This is a genomic window from Pseudomonas sp. P5_109 (assembly GCF_034009455.1).
In the GTDB taxonomy this organism is placed as follows: domain Bacteria; phylum Pseudomonadota; class Gammaproteobacteria; order Pseudomonadales; family Pseudomonadaceae; genus Aquipseudomonas.
This window is the reverse complement of sequence record NZ_CP125380.1, coordinates 3,827,504-3,850,852: the sequence shown is the minus strand read 5'-3', so window position 1 is coordinate 3,850,852 and position 23,349 is coordinate 3,827,504. Positions and strand designations below refer to the sequence as shown.

Sequence of the window (23,349 nt, the reverse complement as noted above, 5' to 3'; positions counted from 1 at the left end):
GAACCTGCTCGCGATGGCGGCCTAATGGACGCCCGATAACTCAAGCCTGACGATGAAAGGTATACCGATTCTTCCCGGTATGTTTTGACTCATACAAAGATTCATCGGCCTTGACCAGTGCCTGGTTCAGCGTGTCGCCGTCGAGCACACGGGCCAGGCCGATGCTGATGGTCACCGGGTGGCTGCCGGGGTGCTCGCGCACCACTCGACACAACTCGCCTGCCAGCGCCTCGACGTCTTTATGGCGCACGCCGGCCAGGTAAATCGCGAACTCCTCGCCACCCAGCCGCGCATATTCGTAGTCAGACATCACCGACTTGATGTCCTGGGCGATGCGCTTGAGCACCTCGTCGCCAATGTCATGGCCATAAACGTCGTTGACCTTCTTGAAGTTGTCGATATCGACCATCGCCAGGTAGTGGTCGTTTTCCCGTGGCACAGTGTTCAACTGCTGGTTGACGCGGGTCATGAATGAGCGGCGATTGGGGATTTCGGTGAGGGTGTCGATGTAGGCCTGGTCCAGCAACAGCTTGGACATGATGAAGTTGTAGAGCTTGGCTTTGCGCAACGTCAGGAAGCTGTAGATGGTCAGGCCGCAGATGAATGCCGAGTAACTGCCGGCCATCACCCCCCTCAATTCCATGTGTTCGATACCTGTGTCGTAAAAAGGGTTGAGAAACGACCAGGTGATGATCTGCGCGGCAAAGAATGACCAGCGACTCAGCGGCAGTACCGAGGCGGTGAACAGGGTGGTCGACGCCGCCAGCAACAGCCAGGCGGGTTGGTGATCGCCGGACAGGCCCTCGGTCAGCAGTCGCGTGCCGAGAGCCATGGCGAATACAAACAGCAGGTTCAGCTTCTGGAAATGCCGGGCATCGCGGATCAACCGCAGGATGATGACGAGAATCGAAACAACACCGACAAACACCAGCGAACGCCAGGTGATTGGCTGTCCGCCGATGAAACTGAGGATCAGGTCGTAGGCAATCCAGACGGCAATGCTGGCGATGTAGATCATTACGCAAAAGGTGCGTAGCCGATCAAATTCATGCTGGAGAAATTCGGCCTTGAGCTTGGCCGGCGCCGATTTCTTCAGCACTTCATCTTCAATGGTTTTGTACATCGCCGACCTTGCTGCTGTGCTGGTTGTCGAGAATCACCTTACCCCAGGGTCGGTAGCGCAGGGAGAAAACCGACGTCGGGTGGCAACCCGGCGATGCGGTTTGCGGGGGCATCGATTCGGCACGGAAGGGTTGCCCGGCCGTGCTGGTTTGCCGGAACGCTTCCCTGACGATACCGATGGAGCAGGGCAGTGCATCGGCATAGCCGTTGCGAACCAGCAGTGGCAAGCGCCCGGTGCCGGCGCCGTCCTGCCACCACACCTGGATCCCGGCGTTGGCCAATTCGCCCAGCCACTGGCCATTGACCTGTGGCGCAAGTTTGCCGACGTTGAACACGCTGATGTGCAGCGGCGCGTCGAGCCTGGCGGAAAAGTCCTTGAGCTGGCGTTGCAGCGTTTGCCGGCGATCGAGCGGCAGAAAGTGCAGGTCATCCAGCTCCATGGGCAGGTACCAGCCGCTGACCGGGAGTTTCCACTCTTTGCGCAGTGTCTGCTGGCGGGCCAGCGACTGCCCCAGTTGCGTCTGCCAGTAGGTTGCCAGCCCGGCGCTGTCCAGTTCATTGATGCGCTGGTAATAGGCCGGGTCCATGCGCAGCCCCAGTACCAGATTCAGGCCTTGGGCCCTGGCGAGTTTGAGGCTGCCGGCGAGCCAGCCATTGGCGCCGCCGAAGTCGGAGTCGCCGTAGGCCGTCCATTGCACGATCACCGTGTGCGCGCCCTGGCGGGCGGTGTCCTGCCAGATGCGCAGCCATTGCGCCTGGCTCAGGTTGGCATCGGCATTGAGTGGCTGATAGAAAATCCGCTCGTCGGCATGGGCCGTCACGCCGCCCAGCAGCACGCACAAGGCCAGTAATAGTCGGCTCATCAGAAATTCAACTCCACGCCCAGCAGCACGCCATTGGCGCTTTCATACAGATTCCCGCCCAATGATTGCTGATACTCGGTGCGGACCGTCAGGTGCGCGCGATAGGCGTTGTAGACATTGTCGTTGAACCACCATTGCCAGCGCAGGCCCAGGCCGGTGCGCAGGTCCTGGCGCCAGTCGTTGCTCGGGTCCTGGCTGGCAAACTCGAGAAAGCCGTACGGCATGAGCGTTTGTGCGCTGTTGAACGGCAGTTTCCAGGTGTGTCCTTGCTGGAAACGCGACAACCATTGATGGTCGCCGGCCTTGGTCCACCATGCCGCGTCGAGATAGAGAAAACGTTCTTCCCAATCGCTTTCGTCGACGCGCCAGTCGTTGCGATAACGCCCCTGATCGAGGAACGACGCCGTAGCGCGCAGGAGGTAGTCCGTGGTGGTGTGCCCATCCTCACGATGATCCTCAGCCTGGTCGTTGACCTTGTCGGGGATCAGCATCTGGCCGAGGCTCAAGCCGTGGTTGTCCTGATCATTGAACTGGCTTTGCTTGTAGACCTCGCCGTAGAAGTTGATGTTGGCCGTACCCCAGGGCTTGTAGCGCAGGCCCACGCCGGTGGCGACGGACTCTGCATAACTGGAGCGACTCTGGCCGCCGAGCAGCACCCGTCCGTAGGCCGACAGCGAACTGCCAGCGCGGCTCGGTTCTTCGCCGAGCGCATGGTCCCACATGGCCAGTTGCACGTTCTGCGAGGTCGTGCGCCGTCGAGTACCGGTGCTTTCGTCGGGCCGCACGAAGTCGTTGGTCGAAACCCCTGCCGGCGACCAGGTACTGGCGAAGGTCAGGGTATCGCGCCGGGACAGGGATTCATGGGCGCGCCGCTGGCGATAGCGCCGGGCTTCCATGCTGCCGTCCTCGTCGTCGGCCGCGACCGGGTTTTGTTCCAGGTCGATCACGCGTTCCAGTTCCTTGCGCGCCGAGGCGCTGTCCTCGACCTCGTCATACCGCCAGGCCAGGGTTTCGCCGAGGCGATAGTCTTCCGGGAAGTCCTGGATGGCGCGTTGCAGGTACGGGATGGCGCGGGCACGTTCAGCCTTGGTCTCGGCACCGGCCAAGCGCACGCCGTAGTCGGCGCGATAACGGGGGTTGGCCGGATCGCGACGCACGGCCTCGGCCAGCCATTCGGTACTTTGTTGCAGCTCGCCGGCCTTTTGCGCCGTGACCGAAGCCGCATAGTAATGCTCGGCATCCGGTACCAGCTGCAGGGCGGAACGCTGGCGTTGCAGTGCGAGCGCGTGATCGCCCCGGGCATCGGCAATCGCCGCGCCCAACGTCCACTCATTGGCACCACGGGTGCGGCTCAGTTGCCAGTAGCGTTCGGCCGTTTGCGTGTCGCCGATGTTCAGGGCGCCGCGGCTGGCAGTGAGGCGGGCATTGTCGCTGAGTTCGGCGTCCGGAATGCTGCGCCAGATGGCCAGGGCACCGGCCGAATCGCCGGCGGCTTCCAGGGCGTAGGCCAGTGGCAGGCGACTGTTTCGGTCACCCAGTTTTTCGGCGGTCTGGTAGTACACCACCGCTTCGCCGGGACGCTCGGGCATTGCACAGCGACCGAGGGCGCGGTAATCACCCGCTGCTTGCGGATGATCGCCAATCGCCTGTTGAACCGCGCCGCACTGGCCGTTTTCCGCCAATTGCGCCAGCAATTGTCCGCGGGTGGCGGGATCGACGCGGTTGAGCAGTGAAGCGATGCGTTGCTGTTGTGCCGCGGTCGGTGTCGAGGCGGCATACAACCCCGCCAACCGTTGCAGCAGGGGCGTCGGCAGCTTGCCGCCGTGGCGGTCGTAGGCGTTCTCGAGCAACTGTTGCGCATGTTCCCGCTGGCCGGCTTTCAGCGCCAGGTAGGTCGCCTGATCAAGCGAGTTGAGGTTGCCGGTCTGCTGGTAATGCCGCTCCCAGAATGCCGCCGCTTCGGTATCGTGATCCGATGCCTGGAGCAGTTCAGCGCGACGCTTGACCACGTCGGCGGTCTGCGGCTGGCTGGCGAGGTAGGCCATGATTTTGTCGCTGCGGCCTTCACCCTGCCAGACGTCGAGCAACTGTTCGCGACGTCGCGTGTCCCAAGGCTCTGGCAGACGGGTCTCTTGTAGCAGGTCGGTGGCTTGCAGGCGCTGGGCGAGGACCAGCCACGTTTGCGGATTTTCTTCGGGCTGACAACCTTTCAACTGGGTCAGCGCCGCTTGCGGATCACGGCGAGACAGCCAGTCGGCGGTCTCCAGGCACGGCCGCTGCAACTCGGCGCTCAAGCGTTGCACCGTGGCGCTGTCACCGGTTTGCCGCGCCAGTTCCCACAGACGCTGGCGTTGCGTCGGATCGGCAAGGTCGGCGGGCGGCAGCGATTGCATCCAGCGTTGCGCCTGCTGGGTGTGACCCATGGCGATCGCCCGGTCGATCATAGCCAGGCGAGCCTTGCGCGCGGCCTGCGGACTGGGCGCTGTTAGTAGCAATTGCTGCAAGGGTTGCTCGTCGAGGCGTTGCACGTAGGCGTTGGCCAATCGTTCCCAGCCTTGCGCGTCGAGCTGGTTCTTCGCGGCAAGCGGAGCCAATTGCTCGATGGTGCCGTTCCAGTCGTGCAACTGCTCGGACCAGTTGGCCCGGGCCAGGTGCAGGATGCGTTCATCGCCCTTGGGCGCCAGGTGCGCCAGCCAGTCATGGGCACGCGCCGCGCCGCCGAATTTGGCCAGGCTCAGGCTGTAGGCCTGCCACAAACGGATGCGCTGATTGAGGTTACTGGTGGCGATCCACTGTTCCACCTGGTCGCTGCCGGGCGGGTCCTGTTCGATCCAGGTCAGGCGCAGGTTGAGCAGCGCGTCGCTGTTGGCCGAATTGTCGGGCAACGCCTGCACGGCTTCCTTGTAGCGTCGTTGCCTGGCCAGTGATTGCACCAGCAGCGCCCGCGCTTCATCGTTGTTCGGCACCTTGCTCAGCAGATGACGCATCAACTTTTCGACTTCGCCCCAGTTGCCTTTTTTCGCCTCACGGTAGCTGCGGTCCATGTAGGGATAACTGCGAAACTGCTCGAACTCGGTCAGCGGTTCGGCGTGCACAGCAGTGGCCGAACTCAGGCTCAGCAGCAGGCTGCCCAGTAAAAGGGTGTAGCGGTGGCCGGCTGTCATGCGACCTCCCGGGCAATGCGGTAAGCCGCCTGTTGTTCGCTGGCCTGATCGGCCAGGGCTTGTTCGAGGACTTCCCGAGTGATCATGCCGCGTTCTATCAAGTGTTCGCCCAGTGACATTTTTTCCGCATCGAAATCGATCAACGCCTGATTGAACAGGGTTGGCGGCACCATGCCGCGTACTTGCAACAGATTGCCCAGCAGCACCTGGTGGTGGCTGACGCGCTCGATCAGGTCTTCGTCGTCCTGATGTTGCTCAAGCACCTCGAGCATCCGATGGACTTCTTCGCTTTGACGAGGGCTGGCGTACCAGTAACGGATCCCCAGCGTCACCCGGCCTTGTGGCGCAAGGCGGCAACGCACCGGGCGCTTCAGTTGACGGCTGATGGCGCCGAGGGACACCTGGCTCACCGGGCCTTCGGACGCCAGCACCAGGGTGTCGCCTTCCTCGGCAACCGGCAGCACACCGTAGTGCGTGGCAATCTTGCGGGGTACTGCAGCGATCAGGTGCTGGTCGAGTTTGAACGGATTCAGCGGTGCCCACTCCAGGTCCAGTTGTTCTGCCAGCTCTTGCACAAGCTGCGTGGTGTCGATGTGCCCGCGCAGCAGCAGTTCACGACCCAGGCGCCGACGCACAGGGTTGGTCACCGCCGCTTCCAGCTGCTCTTCGCTCAGCAAACCTTTTTCCACCAGTCGATGCCCGAGCGGGGTGCGCTGGGCCTGGGTCAAGGCGGGGAATTCGTGGGTGGTCTTGTCCCAGGCCACGCGGCGTGAGTCGCCCATCTCCATGACCTGACGCAGCGCGCGCAGGTTGGCGAAGAAGTTGACGAAGTTGCTCCACATCATTCGCGGGGCGGACAGCAGCCCTTCGACCAGACCGTAATAGCGGGTGACGAACCAGCCGCGCTGGAACAACCGATTGAGCAGCATCAGGCCATTGAGCCAGAGCAAGGTCGTCAGCAGCGAACTGCCGGCAAGGATCGACGGATAACGCCAGGCGTTCGGTGAAATCACCGTCACCAGCCACATGGCCAACAGCACCACGAACAGTAGATTGACGAGGAAACTCAACAGGTACGCAATCAAGCCGCGACGGTCGCGCCACAGGAAATAATTGAGCAGGCCCTTGGGGCTCCAGCCGAGGTTCTTGGTGCCCTGGAACACGATGCCGACGATCCAGCGCGACTTCTGCCGGATCGCGTGCTGCAAGTCCCGGGGAAAGTGCTCGCGCACGCAGATCACCTGGGAGAAAGCGCGGTTCATGCCGAACACCCAGGGCTGCTCCAGCGCCAATTTCGGATCGGTCACCGAATAGCGGGCGAAGATGCACTTCATGCCTTTTTGCTTGAGGCGAAAACCGATGTCGTAGTCTTCGGTCAGGCTCTGCACGTCGAAGGCGATACCGTCACCGTCCTCGAGCAGGGCACTGATCGCCTTGCGGCTGAAGCAGGTGCCGACGCCGGCGCTGGGCACTTGCCCGGTCAGCGCTTCGCGCACGATGACGTCCTTGCCGTGGTTCTCGGCGAATTCGTCGACGTAGTGCCCGGCGGTGAAGCCTTTCCATTCCGGCGCGTAGGGGTAGACCGGAATCTGGATCAGGTCCTTGGCCGGCAGCAGGTAGTTGAACAGGCGCAACTCCATGGGCGAAATCACGTCCTCGGCATCGTGCAGGATGAAGCCGGCGAACTGGATCTTTGCATCGCTTTCAAAACGCAGGATGGCGTCGATCACGTTGTTCAGGCAGTCGGCCTTGCTGGTCGGGCCGGGGCGGGCGCATACCACCTTGTGCACGTTGGGATAGTGCAGGCAAACGGCATCGACGTCGGCCTGGGTCTCGGCGTCGTTGGGGTAGGTGCCGACGAAAATCTGGTAGTTCTCGTAATCGATGGTCGAGGCGGCCAGGCGCGCCATTTCACCGACCACGCCGACTTCGTTCCACGCCGGCACCATGATCGCCAGGGGTTTTTCGCCGATGGTGTACAGCCGCTCTTCATCGGCGCGCTCGAATTTTTCATAGATCCGCCAGCGCCGGATCAGTTTGCGGGTCCAGTACACCAGGTCGATGAACAGGTCATCGAGCCCGAGAATGAACATCAGCAGGGCGAGGATAATCGCGAGGTATTTGAGTCCGAACAGCACGTAGGCAAAAAAATCGACCAGCTCCAGGCTCATACGGCTTTTCCCGAGGCCGCGCGATGTTTGAGCCAGACGCCGAGACGATTGGCGATCCGTTCGCTGGCGTGGCCGTCGCCGTACGGGCTATGGATACGGCTCATGCGCTGGAACGTGGCCTGGTCATCGAGCAACAGGCAGGACTCCTTGACGATCCGGTCGGTGTCGGTGCCCACCAGCAGCACCGTTCCGCCTTCGAGCACCGATGGCCGCTCCGTGACATCGCGCAGCACCAGCAGCGGTTTGCCGATGGCCGGGGCTTCCTCCTGGATGCCGCCGGAATCGCTGAGGATGAAGTACGCACGCCCCATCAGCCAGACGAAATGCTGGTAGTCCTGCGGTGCCACCAGATAGATGTTGGGCTTGTCCGACAGCACGCTGTACACCGCGTTTTGCACCTGTGGGTTGAGGTGCACCGGGTAGACGAACTGCACGTCGGGATAGCGCTGGGCGAGGGTGGCCAACGCCAGGCAGATATTGCGGAAGCCACCGCCGAAATTTTCCCGCCGGTGCCCGGTGATCAGCACCATGCGCCGGCTGTCGTCGAGCACGGCAAGTGGCGAGTCACTGGCCGGGTGCCACTGGCTCGCCTGTTGGTGGTCGCGCATCCATACCAGGGCGTCGATCACGGTATTGCCGGTCACTTCGATATTGGCCTTGGGCACACCTTCGCGCAGCAGGTTGTCTTCGCTCTTGGTGGTCGGAGCGAAATGCAGGTCGGCGATAACGCCGGTCAGGTGCCGGTTGGCTTCCTCCGGCCAGGGTGCGCGCAAATTGCCGGTACGCAAGCCGGCCTCGACATGGCCGATGGGTATCTGGCGATTGAAGGCGGCGAGGGCGGCAATGAAACTGGTGGTGGTGTCGCCGTGCACCAGCACGATGTCCGGCTGCACTCGCTCGTAGGCTTTGTCGAGATGCGCCAGCAATTGTTCGGAGAGGCCATTGAGCGTCTGGCCCTGGGTCATCACCTGCAAGTCTTCGTCGACCACCAATTCGAAAGAGTCGAGCACTTGCTTGAGCATTTCCCGGTGCTGGCCGGTGGAGCAGATGTTCAGATCAATACCGGGCCAGTTACGCAGGACCCGAGCCAGCGGCGCCATCTTGATGGCCTCCGGACGTGTGCCGAAAACCATCATGACTTTGAATGACATGAACCCTCCTGGGACTGCGCACGCCGAAGCGACGCGGCTGTTAAGACCGGTTATCACTTGAACATTGAATAAAGCAGTCGGATGGGGGGTTGTCCAATGAACTGCACTGGCTCGCAGGTTCTGCCTGGAATGGGGCAATGGGCGCCCGGTTGTGAACCACATACCCGCCTCTTGTAGCCAACGGTAGCGTCTGCCTGCCCGTGCGTTTGGTAACGCTTTTTTCTGTCTGCACGCATCCCTCTGATTCAAAACAAATTTCAATCCTCCTCACATTCCCCTCACATCCTGTGGCACACTTTCTGCTGTCTATTCCGTTGTTACATACCTGGTTCCGGTATAGCGGAATAAACATCACCCTGGAGTGCTTGCCATGCATCGCCGACCATCCTTGTTCAAAGCGTGTGTTTTTCTTTTCGCAGCTTCAGCCGCTGCCATGGGCGTGGCCCAGGCGGCGGACAGCAAGCTCGACAGCGTTCTGGCCCGCGGCAAACTGATTGTGGGCACCGGCAGCACCAACGCGCCGTGGCACTTCCAGGGCGCGGACGGCAAGTTGCAGGGCTTTGATATCGATATCGGGCACATGATCGCCAAGGGGTTGTTCAACGACCCGACCAAGGTTGAGTACGTGGTGCAGTCGTCCGATGCGCGGATTCCGAACCTGCTGACCGACAAGGTCGACATCAGTTGCCAGTTCATCACCGTGACCGCCAGCCGCGCGCAGCAAGTGGCGTTTACCCTGCCGTACTACCGCGAAGGTGTTGGCCTGTTGTTGCCAGCGAACAGCAAGTACAAGGAAATTGATGACATGAAAGCCGCCGGTGACAGTCTCACCGTGGCGGTGCTGCAAAACGTCTATGCCGAAGAGCTGGTGCACCAGGCGCTGCCCAAGGCCAAGGTCGACCAGTACGACAGCGTGGACCTGATGTACCAGGCCGTGAACTCCGGCCGCGCCGACGCGGCAGCCACCGACCAGTCTTCGGTGAAATACCTGATGGTGCAGAACCCTGGCCGTTATCGCAGCCCGGCCTACGCCTGGAGCCCACAGACCTATGCCTGCGCGGTCAAGCGCGGCGATCAGGACTGGCTGAACTTCGTCAACACCACCCTGCATGAAGCCATGACCGGCGTGGAGTTCCCGACTTACGCGGCGTCGTTCAAGCAGTGGTTCGGCGTAGACCTGCCAAGCCCGGCCATCGGTTTCCCCGTCGAATTCAAATGATCCCGTGAGAGTGGGGCGCCCCTAAGCGCCCCGCTCAAGGTACTGCTGACCATGAACTATCAGTTGAACTTTGCCGCCGTGTGGCGCGATTTCGACACCTTGCTGGCGGGGCTCGGCCTGGGCCTTGAACTGGCCCTGGTGTCGATCGCCATCGGCTGCGTGATCGGCCTGATGATGGCGTTTGCCTTGCTGTCCAGGCATCGCGCATTGCGGGTGCTGGCGTCGGTGTATGTCACGGTGATTCGTAACACGCCGATCCTGGTGTTGATCCTGTTGATCTACTTTGCGTTGCCGAGCCTGGGGATCCGTCTGGACAAGATTCCTTCGTTCATCATCACCCTGTCGCTGTACGCCGGGGCTTACCTGACCGAAGTGTTCCGCGGCGGTTTGCTGAGCATTCCCAAGGGCCAGCGTGAAGCCGGCCTGGCCATTGGTCTGGGCGAGTGGCAGGTCAAGGCCTACGTCACCGTGCCGGTGATGCTGCGCAATGTCTTGCCGGCGCTGTCGAACAACTTCATTTCGCTGTTCAAGGACACCTCGCTGGCGGCCGCGATTGCGGTGCCGGAGCTGACCTACTACGCGCGCAAGATCAATGTCGAGAGTTACCGGGTGATTGAAACCTGGCTGGTGACCACTGCGTTGTATGTCGCGGCCTGTTACCTCATTGCCATGATGCTGCGTTACCTCGAACAGCGTCTGGCGATTCGCCGATAGGAGGCCCCATGTACGAATCTCCCAGTTGGTTGCATGAGTTGTGGGTGGCGCGGGAAGTGCTGTGGCAAGGCTTTCTGACCAGCGTCCAGGTGTCGGTGTTGGCGATTTTGCTCGGTACGCTGCTTGGCGTGGTCACCGGACTGGTGTTGACTTATGGCAAGTTCTGGATGCGTGCGCCGTTTCGTTTTTATGTCGATGTGATTCGCGGCACGCCGGTATTCGTGCTGGTGCTGGCGTGCTTCTACATGGCCCCGGCGCTTGGCTGGCAGATCAGTGCGTTCCAGGCCGGCGCGCTGGGTTTGACGCTGTTCTGCGGCTCCCACGTCGCCGAGATCGTGCGCGGTGCCCTGCAGGCATTGCCGCACGGGCAGATGGAAGCGAGCAAGGCCATCGGCCTGACGTTCTACCAGGCCCTGGGTTATGTGCTGTTGCCCCAGGCGTTGCGGCAGATCCTGCCGACCTGGGTCAACTCGTCCACCGAGATCGTCAAGGCCTCGACCCTGTTGTCGGTGATCGGCGTGGCGGAATTGCTGCTCAGTACCCAGCAGATCATCGCCCGGACCTTCATGACCCTGGAGTTTTACCTGTTCGCCGGTTTCCTGTTCTTCGTCATCAACTACGGCATCGAGTTACTCGGCCGGCACATTGAAAAGCGGGTGGCTTTGCCATGACTCAGACTCAAACCAATGCACAAGACGGCCAACCGTTGCTGGACATTCGCGGCCTGCACAAGCGTTACGACCAGCTCGAAGTGCTCAAGGGTGTCGACCTGACCATGCAACGCGGCAACGTGGTGACGTTGATCGGCTCCAGCGGCTCGGGCAAGACCACATTGCTGCGCTGCGTGAACATGCTCGAAGAGTTCCAGGGCGGGCAGATCCTGCTCGACGGCGAATCCATCGGTTACGACGAGGTCAACGGCAAGCGCATTCGCCACCCGGAAAAGGTCATCGCCCGCCATCGCGCCATGACCGGCATGGCGTTCCAGCAGTTCAACCTGTTCCCGCACCTGACCGCGTTGCAGAACGTCACCCTGGGCCTGCTCAAGGTCAAGAAGCTGCACAAGGACGAGGCGGTGGCCCTGGCCGAAAAATGGCTGGAGCGCGTCGGCCTGTTGGAACGGCGCGATCACTTTCCCGGTCAGTTGTCCGGCGGCCAGCAGCAGCGCGTGGCGATTGCCCGGGCGATTGCGATGAACCCGAGCCTGATGCTGTTCGATGAAGTGACTTCGGCGCTGGACCCGGAACTGGTGGGTGAAGTGTTGAACGTGATCAAGGGCCTGGCCGAAGACGGCATGACCATGCTGCTGGTGACCCACGAAATGCGCTTTGCCTTCGAGGTTTCGGACAAGATCGTCTTCATGAATCAGGGGCGCATCGAAGAGCAGGGGCCTCCCAAGGAACTGTTCGAGCGCCCGCAATCGCCGCGACTGGCGGAATTTCTCAAGAACACGCGTTTTTGATCCTTCAATTTTCAATCAGGAGAAACACTCATGAGCATTACTCGTTACGGCACCGGCAGCGCCGCTGCAGGCGGCACGCCTCGCCCTTTCGCCCGCGCCGTTGAAGCCGATGGCTGGCTGCACGTTTCCGGGCAGGTGCCGGCGGTGGATGGCGAGATCATTACGGGCGGCATTGTCGAACAGACCCACCAGACCATGAAGAACCTGATCGCGATTCTGCAAGAGGCCGGTTACGGCCTGGAAGATGTGGTGCGTGCTGGCGTGTGGCTGGAGGATCCGCGGGATTTCACCAGTTTCAACAAGGTCTTCTCCGAGTACTTCAAACCCGAACACGCCCCGGCCCGTGCCTGCGTGCAGGCGAACATGATGGTCGACTGCAAGGTCGAGATCGACTGCATTGCGTACAAGAAAAAGGCCTGAACCGAGTCGCGCCCATCGCGGGCAAGCCACGCTCCCACAGGTTCTGTGTGCTGCCACAGATTGCAGACACACCATCAATCCTTGTGGGAGCGGGCTTGCCCGCGATGGCGGCCTGACAGTCACCACTGCATTCTCGGTAGAATCCTGGCGACTTTGAATGGGAACCACTGAAATGACCGAAGACACCATCAAGCGCCGGGCACGCGGCCTGGACCGGGCGTTCGATATCCTCGATTTCCTCAAGGAGATCGGCCAGCCCCTGCGCCCGAACGACATCGCCAACGGCATCGGCAGCCCCAAATCCACGGTCTACGAACTGGTGGCCTCGCTGCTGGAACGGCGGATCCTGGAGCCGGTGGGCACGGACGGTCACGTCTACCTCGGTCGTCAGTTGTACTTTCTCGGCCAGGCCCACTTGCGCCATTTCGACCTGACCCGCGAGGCCGATCATGCCCTGCAGGAAATCGTCAGCCAGACCCATGAAACCGCGCAGATGTGCCTGCTCAACGGGCGCAAATACACCGTCGCCCTGATGAAGGAGGGTGAGCGGCATTTCCGCATTTCCTCGGACATCGGCGAAAACGCGCCCATCCCCTGGACCGCCTCCGGCCGCCTGTTGCTGGCGCACCTGAGCGACCAGGAAATCGTCGACCTGATCGACCACGACGACTTCATCCTGCCCGATGGCGAACGCTTGCCTCTGGAGCAGTTCCTCAAGGAAATCCGTCAGGCCGGCATCGATGGTTTCTTTTCTTTCGATAGCGTCGCCGACACCTTTACCCATTGCTTCGCCGCGCCGGTCAAAGACCCCGGTGGCGTGGCCATCGCGACCCTGTGCATCGTCGCCCCGCGCGCCGATGCGAAGAAAAACTACAACGACTACCGACGGGTGCTGATCGAAAGCGCCAACAGCCTGGCCCGTCGCATCAACGAATAACAGCGGCTGCCTGCGGCCGCGTGAACGAGGAGTTCGACCATGTCTTCTGTTTCCAACACTGCCAACGTGGATAAAGGCGCAGCCCCGACCGGCGCCAGCCTGGTGCGTGACGTCAGCCTGCCGGCGCTGGTGCTGCACCGTGAAGCGCTGGAGCACAACATCCGTTGGATGCAGGCCTTTGTCAGTGACAGCGGCGCCGAATTGGCGCCCCATGGCAAGACCAGCATGACCCCGGCGTTGTTCCGTCGCCAACTGGACGCCGGTGCCTGGGGCATCACCCTGGCCAGCGCCACGCAAACCCGTGCGGCCTACGCCCATGGCGTGCGCCGGGTGCTGATGGCCAACCAGTTGGTCGGCACACCGAACATGGCGCTGATTGCCGACCTGTTGGCCGACCCGACGTTCGACTTCTATTGCATGGTCGATCACCCGGACAACGTCGCGGACCTCGGCGCCTATTTCGCCTCCCGTGGCGTGCGCCTGAACGTGATGATCGAATACGGCGTGGTCGGTGGGCGTTGCGGTTGCCGCAGCGAGCAGGAAGTGCTCGACCTGGCCAAGGCCATCGCCGCGCAACCGGCGCTGGCCCTGACCGGCATCGAGGGCTACGAAGGCGTGATCCATGGCGATCACGCCGTGACCGGTATCCGCGATTTCGCCGCGTCGCTGGTGCGCCTGGCGGTGCAGTTGCAGGACAGCGGCGCGTTCGCCATTGCCAAGCCGATCATCACTGCCTCGGGTTCGGCCTGGTATGACCTGATTGCCGAGTCCTTCGAAGCCCAGAACGCTGCTGGACGTTTCCTCAGCGTGCTGCGTCCCGGCAGCTACGTGGCCCACGACCATGGCATCTACAAGGAAGCGCAGTGCTGCGTGCTCGACCGTCGCAGCGACCTGCACGAAGGCCTGCGTCCGGCGCTGGAAGTGTGGGCGCACGTGCAGTCGTTGCCGGAGCCGGGGTTTGCGGTGATCGCCCTGGGCAAGCGCGACGTGGCCTACGACGCCGGTCTGCCGGTGCCGTTGCAGCGTTACAAGGCGGGCGTAGTGCCGGCCAGCGGCGATGATGTGAGTGCATGCAAGGTCACCGCCGTAATGGACCAGCATGCGTTCATGACCGTGGCACCGGGGGTTGATCTGCGAGTGGGCGACATCATTTCGTTCGGCACCTCGCACCCGTGCCTGACGTTCGACAAGTGGCGTGTCGGCTGTCTGGTGGACGAGCAACTGAACGTCATCGAAACCATGGAAACCTGTTTTTAAGACTTCAGACCGAGGCGCTCCCTTCGCGAGCAAGCCCGCTCCCACAGGGTTTTGTGTACACCGAAGATCCAATGTGGGAGCGGGCTTGCTCGCGAAGAGGCCCTACCAGACAAAAAGAGAAATCCGCGTATGAACACCATCAACACCCTCGGCCCCGACGCCCCGCGCATCGCCCTGATCGGCGAATGCATGATCGAATTGCAGCATCGCGCCGACGGCAGCCTGCAACAGAGCTTCGGTGGCGACACCTTGAACACGGCGGTGTACCTGTCCCGGGAACTGGGCGAGGACGGCGCCGTGGACTACGTCACTGCCCTGGGCGATGACAGTTTCAGCGACGCGATGTGCCAGGGTTGGGCCGCGGAAAACGTCGGGCTCGGCATGGTCCAGCGCCTGCCCGGACGCCTGCCGGGTTTGTATTGCATCCAGACTGACGCGGCCGGTGAGCGGCGCTTTCTGTACTGGCGCAATGAAGCGGCGGTACGCGATTGCTTCACTACGCCAGCCGCGGCGCCGATCCTCGCGGCGCTGCCGGATTACGATGTGCTGTACTTCAGCGGCATCACCCTGGCGGTACTCGGTGTGCAAGGTCGGGAAAAATTGCTGGAGACCCTGATCGAAGCCCGCCAGCGCGATGCGCGGATTGTGTTCGACAACAACTACCGGCCACGGCTGTGGGCATCGGTCGAGGACGCCCGGGCGGCGTATCGCCGTGTGCTACCGCAGGTTGATCTGGCGTTGCTGACCGTGGATGACGAACAGGCGTTGTTTGGTTATGTCGACTGTGAGGCGGTGTTTGCCGTGTATGAGCAGATCGGTACGCCGGAAGTGGTGCTCAAGCGCGGCGCGCAAGCGTGCCTGATTCGATGTGCTGGCGAGTCGTTCGAAGTGCCGGCGCAAAAGGTCGAGCGGGTGGTGGACACCACGGCGGCAGGGGATTCGTTCAGTGCGGCGTACCTGGCTTCGCGGCTCAAGGGTGGCAGCCCCGAAGAAGCTGCCGAGGCCGGGCATCGGTTGGCGAGCCGGGTGATTCAGGTGCCGGGGGCGTTGATCCCAAGGGATTAACGCGAATCCTGTGGCGAGGGGGCTTGCCCCCGTTGGACTGCGAAGCAGCCCCAAAACCTGCCGACCAGGTTTGTCTGACATACCGAGTGCATCGATTTTACGACTGCTGCGCAGCCGAACGGGGGCAAGCCCCCTCGCCACAGGGGCCTGACCAAACCCTCAATCCCGGTAAAACACCTGCACCAGGTGATAACCGAATTTGCTCTTGATCGGCCCATGCACCACCCGCAGTGGTTTCTTGAAGATCACCGCATCGATCACGCCGACCATCTGTCCCGGACGTACTTCGCCGAGGTCTCCACCGCGCTTGCCCGAGGGGCAGGTCGAGTACTTCTTGGCCAGCACATCGAACGCTTCGCCCTTGGCGATGCGTTGTTTGAGCTGCTCGGCTTCTTCCGAGGTTTTCACCAGGATATGGCGGGCTTGAGCTTTCATGGGACAGTTACCTTGCAACGGTAGTGACAACGAGGCGCGCGATTATGCCTCAACTCAGTTCGGTTGACTGATCATCGTGCGAATCTTGTTGGCCAGCAGGTCGATGGAAAACGGTTTAGCCACCATGTCCATGCCTTCTTCAAGGAAACCCTGGCGCTCGGCGGCGATTTGCGCATAACCGGTCATGAACAGTACTTTCAATTCCGGACGATGCTGGCGGGCGATTTCCGCCAGTTGTCGACCGTTCATGCCCGGCAACCCCACGTCGGTCACCAGCAGGTCCACCCTCAGGTCCGACTCCAGCACCGGCAGGGCGCCCTTGGCATCTTCGGCTTCATGGGCGCGGTAACCCAGCTCCTTGAGCAGGTCCATTACCAGCATGCGCACCGCGGCATCGTCCTCGACCAGCATCACGGTCTCGCCAGCAATCGCCGCCGGTGCCTCACCGACGATGGGTGAGAGGACGTTGTCCGGCTCGGTCGAATGCAGGCGCGGCAGGTACAAACGCACGCTGGTGCCCCGTCCAGGCAAGCTGAACAAGCTGACGTGGCCCCCCGATTGCTGGGCAAATCCGTAAATCATCGACAAGCCCAGACCGGTGCCCTGGCCGATGGGCTTGGTGGTGAAGAACGGATCGAATGCCTTGGCCAGCACAGAGGGGGTCATGCCGGTGCCGTTGTCACTCACCGAAATCATCACGTAGTCGCCGGCCTTGACCGGTTCCAGGGTCGTGATGTCGTTGCCGTCGAGATAGACATTGGCCGTTTCGATCTGCAGCTCGCCGCCATCGGGCATGGCGTCCCGGGCGTTGATCACCAGGTTGAGCAAGGCGTTTTCCAGCTGACTGAGGTCGGTGCTGACCCGCCAGATGTTCTCGGCCAGTTGCAGTTTGAGTGCGATGTGGTCGCCCTTGGTGCGACTGAACAGGTCTTCGAGCGAGTGAATCAAGTCGTTGGGGTTCAGCGGCTTGCGGTTGAGCGATTGGCGCCGGGAGAACGCCAGCAAGCGATGGGTGAGGGCGGCGGCGCGGTTGGCCGAGGACACGGCGGCCTCGGTGAATCGGCTGATCTCGTTGGTGCGTCCGTCGGCGATGTAGCGTTGCATCAGGTCAAGGCTGCCAATGATGCCGGTGAGCATGTTGTTGAAGTCATGGGCGATGCCGCCGGTAAGCTGGCCGACTGCCTCCATTTTCTGCGCATGGCGCAAGGCGTCCTCGGCACGCTCACGCTCGAACATCTCGTTTTGCAAACGCTCGTTGGCCTCGGCCAATTGGCGGGTGCGCGCGGCAACCCGTTCCTCAAGGGTTTCGTTGAGGTTGCGCAGGGCTTCTTCGGTCTTTTTGCGTTCGGTTTCGTCGATCACGAAGATGTAGAAACCGTTCACCGCACCGTCTGCACCGTGGCGTGGCAGGTAGTTCATAAGGGCCTGACGGATGCTGCCGTCGCGATGGGGCGTGCTGATGCTGAAACAGCAGGGCCGGCCGGACAGCGCCTCGGTGATGTACGGCGCGCGCAACGCATAGGCTTCTTCGCCAAGCACTTCAAGAATGGTTCGCCCGTAAAGCTCTTGCGGTGTCAGCCCGTACCAGTCGAGGTACGCCGCATTGTTCAGGCGAAAACGTTCTTCGCGGTCGACGTAGCTGATCAGGATCGGCATGGCGTTGATGATCAGTTGCAGTTCGGTCTGGCTCTGGCGCAGGGCCTGTTCGGTGTGTTTGCGCTCGGTGAGGTCCAGGGCGGCACCGAGGAAACGCATCGGCCGGCCGTGGTGGTCCTTGTAGCAGCGGCCGCGGGCAAACACCCAGCGCATCTGGCCATCGGTTTGCAGCAGGCGATATTCCTCGGCGTATTCGCTGCCATGGGTGATGCAGTGTTTGATGCTGCGGGCGATCAGGGCGCGGTCTTCGGGGTGTACGCCGTGCAGGTACTCGCTGATCGGCAACTGGCTGGCCATGGCCGGGTCGATGCCGTGCAGTTGGGCAAAATGCGCATCGGCGATGAAACGGTCCTCGCTGATGTCCCAGTCCCAGGTGCCGACCGCATCGGTGGCGGCGAGGGCCAGTTGCAGGCGCTCCTCGGTTTCACGCTGGGCCTTGAGGCTGGCCGCCGAGCGCTGTTCGAGTTCGAGGGCGATGCGCCGGCGCTCGTTGGTTTCGATGGCGGTAACCAGGATCCCGGCCACTTCGGCACTTTCGTCGCGGATCGGGCTGTAGGTCAGGTCGAGCCAGAAGTCGGAATCGCGGCCTTCACGTTGCAGGGTAAAGCGCTGCTCGCTGTAGGTCCGCACCTGGCCTTGCAAGACGGCGCTGTAGATCGGGTCGGTAAAGTCTTTCAACTCCGGCCAGATCAGGTGTGTCGGTTGTCCGAAAGCGTGCGGATGTTTGCTTCCGGCGAGCAGGGCGAAGCCGTCGTTGTAGATCTGCGTCAGTTGCGGACCCCACAGCAGCAACATCGGCATCGGTGAGTGAATCACGATGTCCACGGCGGTTCGCAGGCTCTGTGGCCAAGTGCTGGCCGCGCCCAGCGGGCTGCTTGCCCAGTCGATTCGGGCGATCAAGGCCTGGGCTTCGCTGGCGGTGGGTGTCGCGTTCATCAAGGAGTCCTGGGCCTGAGTCGATTTGGTTGGCATCTATTCTTGCACAGGTGAAAGGCACAGGTTGATTCGAAGGCTTGAGCGGTTACTGTGGGAGCGGGCTTGCTCGCGAAGAGGGCGTGTCAGTCGACATCTTCGCTGGCTGACCTGCCGCCTTCGCGAGCAAGCCCGCTCCCACAGGTTTTGCGCTGCTTCAGGACTGCAGTTCGGGTCTGTTTCGGTACTGCTCCAGCGCCTCGGGATTGGCCAGCGCATCGGTGTTCTTCACCGGCTGCCCATGCACCACATTGCGTACCGCCAGCTCGACGACCTTGCCGCTGATGGTCCGGGGAATGTCGGTCACTGCAACAATTTTCGCCGGAACATGACGCGGCGTGGTGTTGGCGCGAATGGTCTGGCGGATCTGCTGTTGCAGCGCCTCGTCCAGTTCGAGCCCGTCGCGCAGGCGGACGAACAGCACCACTCGCACGTCGTCCTGCCACTGCTGACCGATGGCCACGCTGTCGAGCACCTGTGGGATTTTTTCCACCTGGCGATAGATTTCCGCCGTGCCGATGCGCACGCCGCCGGGGTTGAGCACGGCATCCGAGCGGCCGTGGATCATCATCGCGCCATGGGGCAATTGTTCGGCGTAGTCGCCCTGAGCCCAGACACCGGGGAACAGGCTGAAATAGGATTGGCGCAGCTTTTCACCATCGGCATCGTTCCACAGACCCACGGGCATCGCCGGGAAATGGCGGGTGCAGACCAGCTCACCTTTTTCGCCGATCACCGGTTGGCCTTCGTCGTTCCACACTTCGACGGCCATGCCCAGGCTCTTGCCCATGATTTCGCCACGCCTGACCTGCGACATCGGGTTGCCGTTGACGAAGCACGAGACGATGTCGGTGCCGCCGGACATCGAGGCCAGGCACACGTCAGCCTTGAAGTCGCGATAGACAAAGTCGTAACTCTGCGGCGACAGCGCCGAGCCGGTGCACAGCAAGGTCTTGAGGCTGCCCAGGTCATGGCTGTCACGCGGCTTGATGCCGCTGCTTTCCAGGGTCGCGAGGTATTTCGGGCTGGTACCGAAGACGTTGATGCCTTCGTCGTCGATCAGGTCGATCAAGCGTTGCGGGTCGGGGTGGAACGGCGAGCCGTCGTACAGCACCACGGAGCTGCCTGTCGCCAGCGCCGACACCAGCCAGTTCCACATCATCCAGCCGCAGGTGGTGTAGTAGAACAACCGCTCACCGGGGCCGAGATCGCCATGCAGGCCGTGTTCCTTGACGTGTTGCAGCAACACGCCGCCAGTGCTGTGGATGATGCATTTGGGCACGCCGGTGGTGCCGCTGGAATAGAGGATGTACAGCGGATGGGCGAAGGGCACCGGGACGAAATCCGGTTCGCCGCCCGGTTCGTAGAAATCGTCCCAAAGCGTCACGTTGGCCTGGGTGTGGAAGTGTTCGATGTGCGCCTGTGGGCGTGCGTAAGGCACGACGATCAGCTGTTGCAGCGAAGGCAGGCGCTGGAGGATTTCGTTGACCTTGGCGGTCTGGTCGATCTCTTTGCCGGCATAGCGGTAACCGGCGCAGGTCACCAGCACTTTCGGTTCGATCTGGCCGAAACGGTCAACCACCCCCTGGGTGCCGAAGTCCGGCGAAGAACAGGACCAGATGGCGCCAAGGCTGGTGGTGGCGAGCATGGCCACCAGGGTTTGCCAGGTGTTGGGCATGCACGCGGCGACCCGGTCGCCAACCCCGACACCGGCCGCTACCAGACCGTTTTGAAAGCCGGCGACATGTTCGGCGAGTTCGCCCCAGGTCAAATGTTCACGCTGACCGTTTTCGCCAACGGCGACCACGGCGATGGCATCATCGCGGCGCTGCAGCAGGTGTTCGGCAAAGTTCAGCGTTGCGCCGGGGAACCACTGGGCGCTGGGCATCTGCGGGCCTTCGAGCAGCACGGCGTCGGGTTGTTCATGGAAGCGGATGTCGAAAAAATCGACAATGGCCTGCCAGAAATCCGTGCGCTGATCGATGGACCACTGGTGCAGGGCCGGGTAGTCGTCGATCTTGAGGTGGTGACGCTGATTGATGAAGCGCCGGAAGGCCTCCATGCGGGTCTTGCCAATGCGCTTGGCGTCGGGTTGCCAGAGGATGTCGGACATGGTTTGCCTCTTCTTTTTATTACATTTACAGAAGTGGAGCAGGCTGTTGTGGCGAGGGAGCTTGTGTGGCGAGGGGGCTTGCCCCCGTTGGGTGGCGAAGCCGCCCCAAAAACTTGCCCCGATTTCAATTCATATACCGCGAGTATTGAATTTACGACTGCTGCGCAGCCGAACGGGGGCAAGCCCCTTCGCCACAGGGGTCTATCGGCCAGTCACTGCGCCAGCCAACCACCATCAACATTCCACGCCGCGCCACGCACCTGGCTGCCAGCTTCGCTGCACAAAAACAGCACCAGTTCACCCAGTTGCGGCGGTGTCACGAACTCCAGGGACGGTTGCTTTTCCGCGAGCAAATCATGCTGCGCCTGCTGCGGATCAACCCCGCTGGCGGCACGATCATCGATCTGTTTTTGCACCAGTGGCGTCAATACCCAGCCCGGGCAGATCGCGTTGCAGGTGACCTGGGTGGTCGCGGTTTCCAGCGCGACCACTTTGGTCAAGCCGATCACCCCGTGCTTGGCGGCGACATAGGCTGACTTGCCCACCGAGCCCACCAGGCCGTGCACCGAGGCAATGTTGATCACCCGGCCCCAACCCTTGGCGCGCATGCCCGGCAGGCTCAAGCGGGTGCTGTGGAACACCGACGACAGGTTGATCGCGATGATCGAATCCCAGCGCTCCACCGGGAACTCATCCACCGCTGCCACGTGTTGAATGCCGGCGTTGTTGACCAGGATGTCGACGCCGCCGAACTCGCGCTCGGCGTAGGCGATCATGTCGGCAATCTGCGCCGGATCGCTGACATCGGCCGGGTGATGGCCGACCTTGCCGCCGAACTGCTCCACGTCGGCGATGACTTTGGACGCATCGCCAAAGCCATTGAGGATCAGGTTGGCTCCCGCCTTGGCCAGGCTGAGGGCGATCCCCAGGCCGATGCCGCTGGTGGAACCGGTGACCAGTGCGGTCTTGCCCGAAAGAGTCGTCATGAATACCTCACACAATGCCAGTGGCGTAGAAAGTGCCGATCACCACGAAAACCGCCAGGGTCTTGATCAGCGTAATACAGAAAATGTCTTTATAGGCTTCGCGGTGGGTCAGCCCGGTCACCGCCAGCAGGGTAATCACCGCGCCGTTGTGCGGCAGGGTGTCCATGCCGCCGCTGGCCATCGCGGCGACCCGGTGCAGCACTTCCAGCGGAATGTTCGCTGCGTGCGCAGCGCTGATGAACTGTTCGGACATCGCCGCCAGCGCGATGCTCATGCCGCCCGAAGCAGAACCGGTGATGCCGGCCAGCAGGGTCACGGTAATCGCTTCGTTGACCAGTGGATTGGGAATGCTCTTGAGCCAGTCGGCCAACACCAGAAAGCCCGGCAAGGACGCGATCACCGCGCCGAAACCGTATTCCGAGGCGGTGTTCATCGCCGCCAGCAACGCACCGCTGACCGCGCTTTTGCTGCCTTCGGCGAGTTTGCTGCGAATCGCCTGGAAGCCAAACACCAGCACCATGAGGATGCCGACCAGCAAGGCTGCCTGTACTGCCCAGATCGCCGTGAGCTTGGCGATTTCGGTGGTCACCGGCGTGGCCATGCCCGGCAGCGCGAGGCTGTGGGTCTTGCCATACACCTGCGGAATCCAATGGGTGAACAGCAGGTTCATGATGCCCACCGCCAACAGTGGCGACAGCGCCAGCCACGGGTTGGGCAGCTTGAGATCGGCGGCGGTTTCCGGTTCGTTGCGCAGGTCAGTGCCATAACCTTCACCGGCGCGCTGTGCCTTGTTGCGCTGGCGCTGGAGAAACAGCATGCCGGCACAGAACACGAAGATCGTGCCGATCACCCCCAGCCACGGCGCCGCCCAGGCGGTGGTGTTGAAGAAGGTGCTGGGGATGATGTTCTGGATTTGTGGCGTGCCGGGCAGGGCGTCCATGGTGAACGAGAACGCGCCCAGGGCAATGGTCGCCGGGATCAGGCGCTTGGGGATGTTGCTCTGGCGGAACATCTCGGCGGCAAACGGATAGACCGCGAACACCACCACGAATAGCGACACGCCGCCGTAGGTCAGCAGTGCGCAGACCAGCACGATCACCAGCATTGCCTGGCGGGTGCCGAGCAGGCCAATCGCCGCCGCGACGATGGAACGGGAGAAACCGGACAGTTCGATCAACTTGCCGAACACCGCGCCAAGCAGGAATACCGGGAAATACAGCTTGATGAAGCCGACCATTTTTTCCATGAACACCCCGGTGAAAGCGGGGGCGACGGCAGAGGGGTCGGTGAGCAGGACCGCGCCGAGGGCGGCAATCGGGGCAAAAAGGATAACGCTGTAGCCACGGTAGGCAGCCAGCATCAGCAGCGCGAGGGCTGCCAAGGCAATGATCACACTCATGGTGTGTCTCCTGGGTTGTTATTTTTGTTGGGTGAAACTTTGTAGGAAAGGCATATAGCGAGTTTTGTGCCAGATGATTAAGTTGTTGAAATATAAGGATATATTTTCAGGATGAAGAGCTTGTCAAGTGGTTTTGTCTCTGGTTTGAGACTTGCTTTGGCAGTGCTGGCCTCTTCGCGGGCAAGCCCGCTCCCACAGTTGACCGAGTTGGTCAGGAGAGCAAGGCCTCCTGTGGGAGCGGGC

General features: G+C 61.8%; 18 protein-coding genes. 8 read left to right on the top strand and 10 right to left on the bottom strand.

Translation table 11 applies throughout. The features are described from left to right. Nucleotides 1-40: 40 nt before the first annotated feature. The 5 genes from QMK54_RS17280 to wecB are packed head-to-tail and all read right to left on the bottom strand — an operon-like array spanning nucleotide 41 to nucleotide 8,471. The gene (locus QMK54_RS17280; RefSeq protein WP_320400955.1) at nucleotides 41-1,123 is read right to left on the bottom strand and encodes a GGDEF domain-containing protein; all 1,083 of its coding nucleotides are present in this window, start codon (nucleotides 1,121-1,123) and stop codon (nucleotides 41-43) included. Beyond that, nucleotides 1,107-1,985 (bottom strand): DUF4434 family protein, encoded by an 879-nt coding sequence (locus QMK54_RS17275; protein WP_320400954.1) that lies wholly within the window; start codon nucleotides 1,983-1,985, stop codon nucleotides 1,107-1,109. The genes QMK54_RS17280 and QMK54_RS17275 overlap by 17 nt, the downstream gene beginning before the upstream one ends. Beyond that, nucleotides 1,985-5,149, bottom strand: coding sequence for an NfrA family protein (locus QMK54_RS17270; RefSeq protein ID WP_320400953.1), 3,165 nt, complete (start codon nucleotides 5,147-5,149; stop codon nucleotides 1,985-1,987). The genes QMK54_RS17275 and QMK54_RS17270 overlap by 1 nt, the downstream gene beginning before the upstream one ends. Then, entirely contained in the window at nucleotides 5,146-7,320 is a 2,175-nt protein-coding gene (gene nrfB, locus QMK54_RS17265; RefSeq protein ID WP_110657576.1) for a cyclic di-3',5'-guanylate-activated glycosyltransferase NrfB, read from the bottom strand. The genes QMK54_RS17270 and nrfB overlap by 4 nt, the downstream gene beginning before the upstream one ends. Then, a complete protein-coding gene (gene wecB, locus QMK54_RS17260; protein ID WP_110657574.1) occupies nucleotides 7,317-8,471 on the bottom strand; it encodes a non-hydrolyzing UDP-N-acetylglucosamine 2-epimerase in 1,155 nt (384 codons plus the stop codon). Before wecB ends, nrfB begins: the two co-directional genes overlap by 4 nt. 370 nt (nucleotides 8,472-8,841) lie before the next feature. Between wecB and QMK54_RS17255 the strand changes: the two genes are divergently transcribed. From QMK54_RS17255 to QMK54_RS17220, 8 genes are all read left to right on the top strand, one after another. Then, nucleotides 8,842-9,690 (top strand): transporter substrate-binding domain-containing protein, encoded by an 849-nt coding sequence (locus QMK54_RS17255; protein ID WP_223592270.1) that lies wholly within the window; start codon nucleotides 8,842-8,844, stop codon nucleotides 9,688-9,690. A gap of 51 nt (nucleotides 9,691-9,741) precedes the next feature. Beyond that, on the top strand, nucleotides 9,742-10,404 hold the full coding sequence (locus QMK54_RS17250) for an amino acid ABC transporter permease (protein WP_033063194.1): 663 nt from the start codon (nucleotides 9,742-9,744) through the stop codon (nucleotides 10,402-10,404). Between the two features lie 8 nt (nucleotides 10,405-10,412). After that, the gene (locus QMK54_RS17245; protein WP_110657570.1) at nucleotides 10,413-11,075 is read left to right on the top strand and encodes an amino acid ABC transporter permease; all 663 of its coding nucleotides are present in this window, start codon (nucleotides 10,413-10,415) and stop codon (nucleotides 11,073-11,075) included. Next, nucleotides 11,072-11,866 (top strand): amino acid ABC transporter ATP-binding protein, encoded by a 795-nt coding sequence (locus tag QMK54_RS17240; RefSeq protein ID WP_110657568.1) that lies wholly within the window; start codon nucleotides 11,072-11,074, stop codon nucleotides 11,864-11,866. Before QMK54_RS17245 ends, QMK54_RS17240 begins: the two co-directional genes overlap by 4 nt. A 30-nt stretch (nucleotides 11,867-11,896) precedes the next feature. Further along, nucleotides 11,897-12,286 (top strand): RidA family protein, encoded by a 390-nt coding sequence (locus tag QMK54_RS17235; RefSeq protein WP_034147161.1) that lies wholly within the window; start codon nucleotides 11,897-11,899, stop codon nucleotides 12,284-12,286. 172 nt (nucleotides 12,287-12,458) lie between these two features. Next, on the top strand, nucleotides 12,459-13,223 hold the full coding sequence (locus tag QMK54_RS17230; RefSeq protein ID WP_110657589.1) for an IclR family transcriptional regulator: 765 nt from the start codon (nucleotides 12,459-12,461) through the stop codon (nucleotides 13,221-13,223). A 39-nt stretch (nucleotides 13,224-13,262) separates the two neighbouring features. Next, nucleotides 13,263-14,480: an amino acid deaminase gene (locus QMK54_RS17225; RefSeq protein WP_110657566.1), complete on the top strand. Its 1,218-nt coding sequence runs from the start codon at nucleotides 13,263-13,265 to the stop codon at nucleotides 14,478-14,480. A 129-nt stretch (nucleotides 14,481-14,609) separates the two neighbouring features. Then, nucleotides 14,610-15,545: a sugar kinase gene (locus QMK54_RS17220; RefSeq protein WP_320400952.1), complete on the top strand. Its 936-nt coding sequence runs from the start codon at nucleotides 14,610-14,612 to the stop codon at nucleotides 15,543-15,545. Between the two features lie 159 nt (nucleotides 15,546-15,704). Here QMK54_RS17220 and QMK54_RS17215 read toward each other — a convergent pair whose 3' ends face one another. From QMK54_RS17215 to QMK54_RS17195, 5 genes are all read right to left on the bottom strand, one after another. After that, on the bottom strand, nucleotides 15,705-15,980 hold the full coding sequence (locus QMK54_RS17215) for a peptidylprolyl isomerase (RefSeq protein ID WP_007898282.1): 276 nt from the start codon (nucleotides 15,978-15,980) through the stop codon (nucleotides 15,705-15,707). Between the two features lie 54 nt (nucleotides 15,981-16,034). Beyond that, entirely contained in the window at nucleotides 16,035-18,572 is a 2,538-nt protein-coding gene (locus QMK54_RS17210; protein WP_320400951.1) for a PAS domain-containing protein, read from the bottom strand. Nucleotides 18,573-18,765: 193 nt separating this feature from the next. Beyond that, nucleotides 18,766-20,721 carry an acetoacetate--CoA ligase gene (locus QMK54_RS17205; protein ID WP_320400950.1) on the bottom strand — a complete coding sequence of 652 codons (1,956 nt, stop codon included), beginning with the start codon at nucleotides 20,719-20,721 and terminating at the stop codon, nucleotides 18,766-18,768. Between the two features lie 212 nt (nucleotides 20,722-20,933). After that, nucleotides 20,934-21,707 (bottom strand): 3-hydroxybutyrate dehydrogenase, encoded by a 774-nt coding sequence (locus QMK54_RS17200; protein ID WP_110662403.1) that lies wholly within the window; start codon nucleotides 21,705-21,707, stop codon nucleotides 20,934-20,936. A gap of 7 nt (nucleotides 21,708-21,714) precedes the next feature. Then, nucleotides 21,715-23,106, bottom strand: a complete 1,392-nt coding sequence (locus QMK54_RS17195; protein WP_110662402.1) for a GntP family permease — start codon at nucleotides 23,104-23,106, stop codon at nucleotides 21,715-21,717. Nucleotides 23,107-23,349 lie beyond the last annotated feature (243 nt).